The organism is Cyclobacterium xiamenense (assembly GCF_042140265.1).
In the GTDB taxonomy this organism is placed as follows: Bacteria; Bacteroidota; Bacteroidia; order Cytophagales; family Cyclobacteriaceae; genus Cyclobacterium; species Cyclobacterium xiamenense_A.
The window spans coordinates 822954-835268 of record NZ_CP159481.1 but is presented as its reverse complement, the minus strand read 5'-3'; the positions used below and the strand labels follow the sequence as shown (position 1 = coordinate 835268).

The 12315-nt window shown below is 48.6% G+C and carries 8 protein-coding genes; 4 read left to right on the top strand and 4 right to left on the bottom strand.

Translation table 11 applies throughout. The annotated features are described in order from the left end of the window. Entirely contained in the window at window positions 1–1251 is a 1251-nt protein-coding gene (locus ABWH99_RS03555) for an amidohydrolase/deacetylase family metallohydrolase (protein WP_375584934.1), read from the top strand. Between the two features lie 215 nt (window positions 1252–1466). On the opposite strand, the gene ABWH99_RS03550 is transcribed toward ABWH99_RS03555, so the two are convergent. The 3 genes from ABWH99_RS03550 to ABWH99_RS03540 all read right to left on the bottom strand — a co-directional run bounded on the left by ABWH99_RS03550 (window position 1467) and on the right by ABWH99_RS03540 (window position 5839). Continuing rightward, a complete protein-coding gene (locus tag ABWH99_RS03550) occupies window positions 1467–2492 on the bottom strand; it encodes a PAS domain S-box protein (protein ID WP_375584933.1) in 1026 nt (341 codons plus the stop codon). A gap of 216 nt (window positions 2493–2708) precedes the next feature. Further along, window positions 2709–4967 (bottom strand): PAS domain S-box protein, encoded by a 2259-nt coding sequence (locus tag ABWH99_RS03545; RefSeq protein WP_375584932.1) that lies wholly within the window; start codon window positions 4965–4967, stop codon window positions 2709–2711. Window positions 4968–5002: 35 nt separating this feature from the next. Beyond that, entirely contained in the window at window positions 5003–5839 is an 837-nt protein-coding gene (locus ABWH99_RS03540; protein WP_375584931.1) for an SMP-30/gluconolactonase/LRE family protein, read from the bottom strand. Window positions 5840–6237: 398 nt separating this feature from the next. On the opposite strand from ABWH99_RS03540, the gene ABWH99_RS03535 reads away from it, so the two are divergent. From ABWH99_RS03535 to ABWH99_RS03525, 3 genes are read left to right on the top strand one after another with little or no spacing between them, the layout of a single operon-like run. After that, window positions 6238–6699 carry a RidA family protein gene (locus ABWH99_RS03535; protein ID WP_375584930.1) on the top strand — a complete coding sequence of 154 codons (462 nt, stop codon included), beginning with the start codon at window positions 6238–6240 and terminating at the stop codon, window positions 6697–6699. 42 nt (window positions 6700–6741) lie between these two features. Next, window positions 6742–7836, top strand: coding sequence for a bile acid:sodium symporter family protein (locus ABWH99_RS03530; RefSeq protein WP_375584929.1), 1095 nt, complete (start codon window positions 6742–6744; stop codon window positions 7834–7836). A gap of 3 nt (window positions 7837–7839) precedes the next feature. Then, window positions 7840–8943 (top strand): bile acid:sodium symporter family protein, encoded by a 1104-nt coding sequence (locus tag ABWH99_RS03525; RefSeq protein ID WP_375584928.1) that lies wholly within the window; start codon window positions 7840–7842, stop codon window positions 8941–8943. Here the strand turns inward: ABWH99_RS03525 and ABWH99_RS03520 are convergent. Beyond that, window positions 8933–12238: a VCBS repeat-containing protein gene (locus ABWH99_RS03520; protein WP_375584927.1), complete on the bottom strand. Its 3306-nt coding sequence runs from the start codon at window positions 12236–12238 to the stop codon at window positions 8933–8935. The two genes, ABWH99_RS03525 and ABWH99_RS03520, sit on opposite strands and share 11 nt — an antisense overlap. Between the last annotated feature and the right edge of the window lie 77 nt (window positions 12239–12315).

Below are 12315 nucleotides of genomic sequence, written 5' to 3'. Positions count from 1 at the left end.
ATGAAACAAAGAATCGCCAGTGTATTCCTATTGCTACTTTTCAGTGGCATGGTTTCTGCCCAGACCTATGACCTTTTAATCAAAGGGGGCAGGCTAATCGATCCGAAAAATACGATTGATGCCCGGATGGATATCGCCATTACTGACGGAAAAGTGGCCAAAGTCGCTGCATCCATACCCGCAACAGATGCCCGAAAAGTGATCCCCGCCGAAGGACTGATCGTCACACCCGGCCTGATCGACATGCACGGTCACGTTTTTCATGGCACCCAACCCAATCACTACCTGAGTGACGGGCTGCTTGCAGTGCCACCGGATGGATTTACCTTTCGCGTGGGCGTTACCACGATCGTTGACTGTGGAGGGCCCGGATGGAAAAACTTTGATACATTTAAAAAGAATATCATCGAGCCCAGTAAAACCCGTGTGCTTGCTTTCATGAACATCGTGGGAGAAGGGATGCGCGGTGGTGCCTGGGAACAAAATACCGGGGACATGGATGCGAAATTGACCGCGATGGTCGCCCGGCAAAACCGACAACACGTAGTTGGATTTAAAGTGGCCCATTACGGCAGTAGGGATTGGATTCCCATTGATCGGGCCGTCGAAGCGGGTAGGATTGCCGACATGCCTGTGATCGTGGATTTTGGAGGCTCTACCGAGTTTGAACCGCTCTCCATCCGCGAACTCTTTTTCGAAAGGTTGCGCCCAGGTGACATCTATACGCACACCTATGCGGAACTGAATGGCTCCCGGGAAACGGTTGTCAATCGGGAAACCCGTAAATTTGAACCTTTCGTTTTGGACGCGCAAAAAAGAGGCATTGTTTTCGATGTGGGATATGGGGGAGCGAGCTTTGAATTCAAGCAGGCCATTCCTGCCCTCGCTGCCGGTCTATATCCCAATACGATCAGTACAGATCTTCACACGGGCAGTATGAATGCGGCCATGAAAGACATGCTAAACGTGATGACCACGTTTATGGCGATGGGCATGAAATTACCCCATGTAATTGCTGCCAGTACCTGGGAACCTGCCAAAGTAATAAAGCGAACCGAACTGGGACACCTCTCAGAAGGTGCCATCGCCGATATTGCGTTATTACACCTGCGGGAAGGAGAGTTTGGCGTATGGGATCGTACCGGACAGAAACTGGCTACCAACCAAAGGCTTGAATGTGAAATGACCATTAAGGGTGGGCAAGTGGTGTACGACTTCAACGGACGGGCTGCTCAGGACCTTATTCAATAAAAGTATTCTCTATTGTTGTTCTAAAAAAGCTTCCCTGGATAACCGGAGAAGCTTTTTTTTAAAAAAGATACGTAGGGATACAACCAAATCTGTAAAATCCGAAACGTTTCCAGGAAGGTTACCTATAGACCTGGATTTCATCGTAGCCTGAGATTTCCGCTTCTTACTCCCGCTGCTAAGAAACCAGCGTAAGGGGCTCTCATTATCCAAAAACGCTACCCCTCATTCTTTTCCTTGAGGCTTACCTTATCGGTCTTATTTACAATATCACGGATAATTTCGTCCAACTCCTCTGCTGAATCCAGAATCATTTTTCGAAAATTATCCCTCCCAAAGTCCTTTTCCAGGCTTTCCATGGCCATTACCAAACTCATTAATCTGGCCAGAGGAGCCCTGACTACGTGGGATTGCATCCAGGCGATTTCTTGCAGGCGTTTGTTTTGATCCTCAATGGCATGAATGTACTTCATCCGCTCCGTAATGTCATTGGCAAGCACTACTTCCGCGCGGACCCCTTGATAATCGATGACATTGCTCTTGATCTCAACGGAGATGATTTCTCCGTTTTTCTTCCGGTGTTTAAAAATCTTAGGTCCAGGCAAGGCCGGTTTCCCTTCTCTAATGCCCGCAATAACGCTTTCCAATCGGGAAACTTCTTCTTTTGGGCGAATATCCCGAAGCGTCATTGTTAAAAACTCCTGTTTGGAATAACCATAATGATCGATCGCTGCCTTATTTACATCCAAAAAATTGAGTGATTCCAGTGCATATAGGTACATGGGTTGTGGACTCAGATGAAACAACTCCTTGTAGCGTTTCTCCGACTCTTTTAATTGTCGTGAGATTTTATACCTCCCAATGCTATACACGATGCTTTTGTACAGGGACGTGGGAGACAACTCGTCCTTCAGTATATAATCCGAGACGCCAAGGGCCAGCGACTTCATGCCAAACTCAATATTCGAATAACCCGTCAGTACCAAAAGACTTACATCTCCGGCCAATTCTCTAATTTTTAAAATCAGCGCCTGCCCCTGCAAATCAGGTAGCGTAAGATCAAGGATGATGGCATCCAGAAAAAAGTCTGGCTCCTCCAATTTTTCCTTTGCTTCCTGAAAAGTATTGGCTACTGTTAATTCCAGGTTGAGTATTTTCTCATGGAGGTACTCCTCTATCAGCAGTACATCTCCCAGATTATCCTCAACCAACAAAATGTGATATCCTTCCTGATCCTTTACCATTCTATTCTAAAAAAAACTATGCAGGAAAGCTAGCTGTTGCCTAAGCTAGTTGGCTGCATGACTTATTGCTGTACATCTACTTGTTTTGAACGACACTATTAAAAACAATTTAATTGAATTAAATCAATATTAAAATTAAATCCTATCAATAAATAACTTTTCTAAGAATTAGCTTTGGAAAATCGGCAAGAATTTCCATCTTTTGGCGAAATCCCGTCAGCGAATGGTTTTGGGTACGGTGAAATAAAAGGTACTTCCCTTACCAACCTCCGACCGGAAACCAATCTTCCCTCCAATGTTCTCTATGATTTTTTTACTCATGGCCAAGCCAATCCCGGAACCCGCAAATTGATCCTTCGGATGTAGCCTTGAAAATAACTGAAAGACCCGACCCTGTGAACCCTCGGGAATTCCGGTTCCGTTGTCACGTACACAAAACTGCCAGCAATCCTCCTTTTCTTCTGCTCCTATGAAGATTTTCGGCACATTTCCCGGGTCCTGGTATTTAAGCGCATTGCTGATAAGGTTATGAAACACTTGTTGGATGGGAGCAACGGGTACGCGTAGCACTGGAAAGACGCCCAGCGTTATTTCTGCCTGTTTCTGTTGAATAAGTTCCTTGTGAAGCCTTAGGATGTTTGTGACCACATCTGCTATTGCCAAATCCTTAACTTTTTCCTCTATCCGACCTACCCTGGAATAGGCCAAAAGGTCCATGATAATGTTTTTCATACGCGTGGCTCCATCCACGGCATAAAATATAAACTCCTTCCCTTTTTCGTCCAAAACCGATTCGTAGCGCTTTTCCAAAAGACCCAAAAATCCTGTAATCATTCGAAGCGGTTCCTGCAAATCGTGCGAGGCAATGTATGCAAACTGCTCCAACTCCTGATTGGAACGTTCCAACTCCCGTGCCTTTTTCTTTAATTCCGCGTTTAAGTTGTTTAGGTTTTCCTCTCTAATCTTGCGGTCGGTCACGTCCCGGGACATGCCAACCAATCCCACGACCTTTCCTTTGGAATCTTTTAATGGAACCTTATTGGTAAGCAACCAGACTTGTTTTCCCTCCCGATCCAGGTAAAATTCCTCCACATTCATGACCGATACGCCATCTTCAAGTATTCGCCGGTCGTAGGCATCCATACCGGCGGCGATATCCTGTGGAAAATAGTCGAAAACCGTTTTACCTAAGGTTTCCCATTCCGTTTTGGCCCCCAACAGGTCCATGTACTGGCACTTATTATTAATAATGTGACGACCGTACACATCCTTTACATAAATCTGAATGGGTAAATTGTCAATTATTGCCCGCAGCAGGGATCGTTCTTTGGCCAGGGCCTCGTCCACCTGCTTTTTCTGGGTAATGTCGTAACCCACCCAAATGAATTGATACACGCTGCCCTGTTGATCCCGAAAGGGTATCACCACGGTATCTGCCCAAAAACTACCCCCGTTGCGCTTTCTGCCCCTCAATTCGCCCCGCCAGATATTCCCTGACATCACTGTCTCCCAGCAGCTGGCAATCAGGTCCCGGTCACTTTCCTGGTACAGAATCTTGAGCGAGGCCTGCTCGATACTTTTTGTATCAAATCCGGAAATCTTCTGAAATTTCTGGTTGAGATACACTACCTCCTTTTCCTTTCCCAGGATCATTACGAGGCAGGAGGCATCCAAGGCAAACCGGTAATCGGATAGCTCTTTCAAGCTGGCCAGTAACTGCTCCTCAGCGTCCCTACGGTCGGTTATGTCATTAATCAATTCCATGGAACACTTTTTTCCATCGATTTCTACGAGGTGCCTGGTCACCTCCACCCAAAGGACTTTTCCTGCTTTGTTTCGGTGGCTCCACACTTTCTGGTCGACCTTTGCCTGCCGACCGGTTTTCTCTACTGCTTCGGGTCGCCAACTCTCTTCTCCCGGACAGATGTCCTGGATGCTAAGCCGCAAAAATTCCTCCCGGCTGTATCCATATTTCAATAAGGCATGTCGATTGCAATCGATGAGGGACTGTGTTTCCACCTCCCAAATGAACATGGGCATGGGGTTCTCCTGAAACAGATGCCGGTAAAGATCCCCAGAATCCGGAGAAAAATGCATGTAGGACTGCCGGGCAGAATGACTTAATAACTCGAGACTTCCACAAAAGCAATACGCTTCTGGCGGCTCTGCCTGGACTAGCGCCCTTCCTTTCATCCGCACCCAACTGCCGGAAGTCAACACCAATGTTTCATCAAATGCTTGCTTGCTCGCCAATACCCTTTCCATATTTCTGGAAAAAATACGGCCGAAAGGAGGGGCAAATAGCTTGAATGCCTCTTCCAGGGAAAAGGACTGATCTCCTGAAAATCCAAGAATCTCGGCACAAACAGGGTTGACATGCAATAATCGCTGATCCGGATCAACTTCCCACGCACCAATTTCACAGGCATTTAATACCTTGGACCATCGATTGTCTTCCTCAGGCCGAGCAATCATTCGCATTGGATTTATAAAAAAAAACCGATAGCGCGCTATCTACCAAAAGATCTTCCGGGCTTCTCTACCCGAAACCAGTCAATGTTTCCATTATCCTGTAAGGTGACATAGGCTGTTTTTCCGTCAGGGCCGCCAAATGCGATGTTGGATGGCTTTTTCCCCGAAACGGTAATCTCCTCAAGTAATTCTCCCCTAGGTGACAATTTGGCCACTGTTCCTTTGCCATGTCGGGTAACATAAAGGTTTCCCTCGGTGTCTACCCGCATACCGTCCATACCAAAATCATCGAATTGATGAATCAGCCGCTTGTTTGAAATTTCGCCGGCATCTGTCAAATCGTAGGCCCAAACCGTACGCTGAACCGACTCGTTGACATATAACGTACGATTATCAGGGCTCACTTCAATCCCATTGGTGGTGCCCATCCCGGACTCCAGCAGTACAAACTCTCCGTCAAGCCCTACACGCCAGATCTGACCGGTACTCTCTTTCCAATTCGGATCACTGGCAAATACGATGTCGTTATCCATAATGGCCAGATCGTTTGGCTGATTTAGCGCGTCCTGGTGAGCATATACCGATATTTCCCGCGTATCCATGTCCACACGGAGTACATTGTGACCCGTGTAATCCGCAATAAGCATTTCCCCTGCTGAGGTAAACCGGATGCCATTGCCCGTGCTTCCCTCGGGAAGCGTCACAAACAAAGCTACCTCACCATCCGGAGTAACCTTCCCAATCGTTCCCTCCTTTTCGAAATTAACCACATACAGGTTTCCCTCCCTATCCACTGCTGGCCCCTCTATACCGGTCGTGAATTCATTTCCGGTAGTAAAGGGCTTGCTTTGGTAGACAACTTCTTTCTCTTCCATAACGGTCGTTTTTTCTACGTTCTTGTTTGGGCTACAGGCCAGTACAACCACCAAAGTAAAAATGGGGTACCAGCGAAGGCTACGTGTAACGGATCGGTACATTACCATAGATAAAGATAAACAGATTGGTTTGCAGGAAACGGTTGGTTACTCCCTTTATCGGTGCCATCCGGTTCCAAACGAATGTACACAAAAATTAAGAAAAAATTGATAAGAACCGGAACATTTCAACGCTACACCAGGAGGACTATAACTTTAGAGGCACTTTTTCAACCGAAATAGCTCCCGCTGACAAGACTGCGTGGGATCTTGCCAGAGAAGCATTTGGAGAAAAAAATATATTGGTATATATTCCGTGGTTTTATTGTTTACACAAAAATCAATCCCCATATTCAATCATGGAAAAACTGAAACGAAGAACCACGCTAAAGAAATTGTTTGCCTCTCTTGCTGGATTTGCCGGCCTCGGGACCGTTGCTCATGCCAAATCATCAGCTGCCCCCGAAAAGGAAGCTTTTAGCATCACTGAGGAACAGGACGTCCCCCTGTTTTCCGGGGCAACCAAACTCGGGAATACCGTATTTATTGCCGGCAAAGGCGCACATTTTGAAGGCGATATCAAAGCCCACACCGACCATGTATTGAAAGAGTTGGAAAAGGAATTGGTCAAAGCAGGCAGTTCCATGGAAAAAGTGTTGAAAGTAAACGTATACCTGCACGACCTTGCCGATTATAAGGGGATGAATGAAGTATTTAGAGGAAGATTCGGGAGCAAGCCACCAGTTAGAACCACGGTAGCCACCTATGGAGGTGTTCCGGGTGACTCCCTGGTAGAAATGGATTGCATTGCTTACATATAATCGCTACACGCTCTTCTGAATCCACCCAAAAACCCAGAGCCCTTGAAAAAAGAACGTATTTTTACCTACTTCATTGGAGCGGGACTTGTATGCCTGCTCCTGGTTTTTATCCTTCTTTTCGCAGGAAAAATCGCGACCGCCGGTCCGGTGCTGATTCTTTTCTTCGCCCTCCTGGGTATTGGCTTCCGCGGGTTTGCGCAGCTTAAGGGATTCACCTATACCACCATGATCTTCGCGGGCGTGACGGCCGCCATGTACTACCCCGAGTACTTCGTGGAATACAAGGGCTATGCCTACAGCAACCTGATCACGCCCCTGATTCAGATCATCATGTTTGGGATGGGCACCTCCATGTCGGTCAAGGATTTTGCCGGGGTGGCCAAAATGCCCAAGGGTGTATTTGTGGGTTTGCTTTCGCAATTTACCATCATGCCCGTATTGGGTTTTATCCTCGCTACGCTCAGTAATTTTCCTCCGGAAATTGCTGCCGGACTAATCCTCATCGGCTGTTCCCCCAGTGGCCTTGCTTCGAACGTAATGAGCTATCTGGCAAAAGCCAATCTCGCCCTATCCATCACCATTACGGCCATTTCTACCCTGTTGGCGCCATTCATGACCCCCTTGCTGATGAAATTCCTCGCCGGGGAGTTTGTGGCAATCGACGTGCTGGACATGATGTGGAGCATCATTAAAATGGTCATCATCCCCATAGGTGCCGGACTCGTATTTAACCGCTTCCTGAGTGGCAAAGCAAAATGGCTGGATGACGCCATGCCCCTGGTATCCATGATCGGCATCGGCGTGATCATCGTGATCATCACCGCAGCTGGACGAGACAGCCTGCTGGATATCGGCGGACTTCTGATTATTCTGGTATTTATCCACAACATCATGGGCTACAACCTGGGTTTTTGGTTTAGCAAATGGCTAGGTCTTTCCGAAAGAGATGCGCGTACCGTAGCGCTCGAGGTGGGCATGCAAAATGGGGGACTCGCCTCCGGACTGGCCAAGGAAATGGGGAAAATAGCTACCATTGGTCTTGCACCGGCTGTTTTCGGACCCTTGATGAATATTACCGGATCGGTGCTCGCTTCCTACTGGCACCGAAAACCGCCCAAAGAAGATTCACCCAGCTAACGCGTGCAGCTTTCACGTTTGACTCCACGAAAAGTTGTCCGACTCTTACTGACCCTATCCGGCCTCGGACTGGTAATCGCTGCCTATCTTTTTTCTGCCGGAAGTACTGATCGAGCACAAGTACTGCTCTTGTCTTCCCTGGTACTGACGGGGCTGGCTTTTTACCTGCACCCCTCGCTGAGAGGATACCTATACACGCTGATGATCCTGACAGCAGCTACGCTTGCGCTGCTGTATCCGAGCCCTTTTGTATCCTATCAGGGCTACCCTCTCAGCCAGCTAATCATTCCACTCCTTCAGTTTATCATGTTTGGTATGGGCAGCTCCATGACCGTTAAGGATTTCGCCGCAGTCATCAAGATGCCCAAAGGCGTATTTGTCGGACTGGCTTGTCAGCTTACCATCATGCCATTATCGGGACTGCTCATCGCCCTTTGGGCGGGTCTACCAACGGAAATCGCAGCTGGAGTGATTTTGGTTGGGTGTTCTCCAAGTGGGGTCGCTTCGAACGTCATTAGTTTTTTGGCCCGGGCAAACCTCGCATTATCCATTACCATCACTGCCCTATCCACACTATTGGCTCCGCTTACCACCCCGTTTCTGATGAGTTGGCTGGCTGGATCTTTTATCGAAATCAACGTGTGGGACATGGTATGGAGCATCCTGAAACTGGTGCTATTCCCAATAGCTGGCGGTTTGCTCTTCAACCGGCTCTTGCACGACCGGGCCAGGTGGCTCCAACGAATAATGCCCACGGCATCCATGCTTGTCATCGCTATGGTCATTGTCCTCATCACCGCATCCGGAAGAGATAATTTGTTGGAAATCGGGGCATTGCTGGTATTCGTCGTTCTGGTACACAACCTGCTTGGGTACAATCTCGGCTATTGGGCAGCCAGATTGTCCGGACTGGACGAGCGCGATAGCCGAACCATTGCCCTCGAGGTAGGCCTGCAAAACGGAGGGATGGCCGGTGGGCTGGCAAAAGAAATGGGCAAATTGGCTACCCTGGGCCTGGCCCCAGCGGTTTTCAGCGTATTGCAAAACATTACTGGATCCATCCTTGCTTCCTTTTGGCACAAGCATCCTCCTTCTGCTAGAGATTGAGAGCATATACCTTCAATCGTCCATTATTGAGCGAATATACTACATAAGGATCCCCCTGAATGCGGATCACCTGTATGTCCCGAACATCCCCCCGAACAAATATCCCGGTAGCTGCTGCATCCAAGGTTTTGAAACCTCCCCTTCCGTCTCCCAACAATACATACCCGTTATTGGCATCCTGTTGCCCAAAGCTCACCCGTGTCTTTGTCAGGTTACCTCCGGTAAGCAGGTCGAGATGCCCGTCTCCATTCACGTCCAGCAGTTCCGTAGCGTACATGGGAGCAAACTGCGCTTCCCGTGGAAAGGGAACAAAGCGGAAGCTAGCGTTTCCATCATTCATAAAATACCCGGATTGCAAGGAGGCTGTGAGCAGGGTGTCCGCTCCCTGAATTTGTTCCGCGGTAAAAAAATCAGCAACCGGAGTCTTTGCGAAGCTACGGTAATCCGAAAACTTCCCCTTAAACGAGGGGAGTTGACCAAGAAATTCATCCCTGCTAAACGCAAAAACACTGGTATCAGCCATGTAATAGGTAAATAGAGGGTCTACAGACCCATTCCCATCGAAATCTTTATAAACCAGCCGCATGGGCCGCTCTTCGCTGCTCGTGTACGGATTGTTTTCGCCCTGATTTCCCATAATCAGATCCATGTCCCAATCCCCATCCAGGTCAGCAGCCGCAAGGTGCTTCCACCAGCCCGATACTCCCTCGGGCATGGCATCCGGTAGGTACTCCAGCGAATTCCCTCCCTGGTTGAGGTATACCTGGGGGGTCAACCACTCCCCCGTAAGTACCAGGTCAGGCAGACCGTCCCCATTCAGGTCAAGCAATTGGGCATCGGAAATCAAGCCAGGCTGAAACAGAGCGGCACAAAAACGTTCGGTCATATCAACAAAGGTTCCGTCCCCCTTATTTCGCAGCAGGTAGCTCCTGGGAGCTTTTGGGAAACTACCCGGAACATAGCGTCCGCCCACGAAAAGATCTGCCAAGCCATCGTTGTCCAGGTCGCCTACCTGCACGACACTTCCGCTGACGCGTATATCCGGAAGCGACGAGGGACTGGCAGTGAAATTACCCTGGCCGTCGTTCAGGTAAAGGCGGTCCCCATACCGCTGGTCTCCCGCCGGATAATCATTACCACCACTGACCACGTACAAATCCAGGTAACCGTTGCCGGTGACATCGATAAAGGCCGCATCGGTATCGATCCGGGCTCGATCCGCATCAAAGGCCAGCTGAGGAAGCTCACGAAAGGAACCATCCGCCAATTGCCTGAAAAGTTGCCCGGGCTGGTCCATTCCTCCTCCTACGTACAGATCCTCTAAACCGTCACCGGTAACATCGCCAATCGTTAATTTGGGTCCGAGGGCCGAAAGGGTATTCGGCATGAGCCGATCTTGGATGAAATCAAGAAAGGGACTTTCCTGATGAATGAAATCAATTCCCAACGCATCCTCCACGGTTTCAAACAGCGCCTTGCCTTCGGCGTCGGCAGGAGGTTCTTCCCCTGCATTTCGTTGATCCAGATGCAGGGTTTGGTTTACAGGGAGATTCTGCAACACCTGATAATATCCCCCTGGCCAAAACACTTCCAGACTGTCAATTTGCCCGGTGTTCCCGAGACCAAACACTAGCTCGTGATCCACCGAGGACTGATACCCCCGCGTAGGAATTAATTCCTGTTGCCAATGCTTTTCGCCCGCATGTATCCGCACTTTGGCTCCTATGCCGCTTGTGTTTTGCCCGCTGCCCTGCAACCGTACTTTCAAAAAGGTTCGATCAAAAAGCCGCTCGCTATTGTTGCGGTAAATACTGACAGGCTCATTCGTATGGCAGACAATGAGGTCCAGATCTCCGTCTCCATCCAAATCGGCATAAGCCGCCGCATTGGATACGGTTTCCCGCTGCAGGCCCCATTCCTGAGCCTTGTTGACAAAGGTTAGGTCGCCCTGATTTTGGTACAGGTAGTTCTGTACGTATATCGGTGGCATTTTATCGATCAAGTCAATCAGGGCTTCTTCCTTTTCATTTTGATTGGACTTCATCCGTTCGCTCACCATGTAGTTCAAAAAGTCCATGTCCAGGTAATTCCTGGCGTAGCCATTGCTGACAAAGATGTCCTTCCAGCCATCGTTATCGAAGTCCGCAGCCAAAACTGCCCAACTCCAATCGGTGTGGGCAATGCCGGCATATTGCCCGATTTCTGCAAACTTACCCGCGCCTTGATTGAGATGAAACATGTTGCGCATGGTTTGGGCATGAAAGCCCTTTGCCAGTAGCTCCCGGTATTTGTCGTAATTTTCCGGGCCCAATATTGTTTTTTGGTTGTAATTAAATTCCGGCATCATGTCCATGGTCAGGAAATCCGGACGCAGGTCATTGTTCATATCGGCAGCATCTGCTCCCATAGAAAAAAGCGAAACATGCCCCATGTATTCCCGAACACTTTCCTTAAACGTTCCATCTTGTTGGTTCACATACAAATAGTCCTCTTCGTTGTAATCGTTGCTAACATAAATATCAAGCCAGCCGTCATCGTTGAAATCGGTTACCGTGACCGCCAACCCGAATCCCAAGACGTTGCCGATGATGCCACTTTCGCGGCTAACGTCAGTAAATTTACCCCCATCGTTTCGATACAATTTGTCGCCTAAAAAATTGCCGGTCTTTCGTTTAAAGGAACCATCTATCCTGCTGAATCCGGCGTACTCCTGGGTCGAATGGTTTAGCAGGAACAGGTCCAGGTCGCCATCATTGTCGTAGTCAAAAAACGAGGCCTGGGTAGCGTATCCAGGATCATCCAGCCCGTATGCCGCTCCCTGCTCCTCGAAGGTCAGGTCACCCTGATTGATAAAAAGTAAGTTTCTCCGGTTATTGGGGTCGTTTGCAGCGGATCGGCAAATATAAATATCCAGCAAACCGTCTCCATTCACATCCGCCATCGTGGTGCCGGTATTCCAAAGGCCTGCCGCAGCTACACCGGCCGATTCGGTAATGTCCGTAAAAGAAAAATCGCCCTTGTTCAGGTACAATTTGCTGGCCATCATGTTTCCGGTAAAGTATATATCGGGCAAGCTATCTCCGTTGATATCACCAACAGCCACTCCCCCGCCCTGGTAAAAGTACCCGTACGTCAACACATTGAATGCATCCGACTCACGTACCAGGTTTTTGAAAACAATGTTGGTTTTGCTGGATGGTAGCTCCGTAAAAACCGCATTGGGATCCTCTTTGGTACAGGAAATGCCTGCCAGTACGAGCAGTCCTACAAATAAAATCCAAATTCGCTTCGCCATAACCTACATCATTGAATGGAAAGTAAAAAAGTGCCGCGATGTGCGGCACTTTTTAAACTAGTATGCATTATCGGGTG

Excerpts from the sequence above, each read along its gene's own strand:
- ABWH99_RS03535 (WP_375584930.1), top strand. The coding sequence starts at position 6,238 with ATGGAAAAACTGAAACGAAGAACCACGCTAAAGAAATTGTTTGCCTCT.
- ABWH99_RS03555 (WP_375584934.1), top strand. The coding sequence starts at position 1 with ATGAAACAAAGAATCGCCAGTGTATTCCTATTGCTACTTTTCAGTGGC.
- ABWH99_RS03540 (WP_375584931.1), bottom strand. The coding sequence starts at position 5,839 with ATGGAAGAGAAAGAAGTTGTCTACCAAAGCAAGCCCTTTACTACCGGA.
- ABWH99_RS03520 (WP_375584927.1), bottom strand. The coding sequence starts at position 12,238 with ATGGCGAAGCGAATTTGGATTTTATTTGTAGGACTGCTCGTACTGGCA.
- ABWH99_RS03545 (WP_375584932.1), bottom strand. The coding sequence starts at position 4,967 with ATGATTGCTCGGCCTGAGGAAGACAATCGATGGTCCAAGGTATTAAAT.
- ABWH99_RS03550 (WP_375584933.1), bottom strand. The coding sequence starts at position 2,492 with ATGGTAAAGGATCAGGAAGGATATCACATTTTGTTGGTTGAGGATAAT.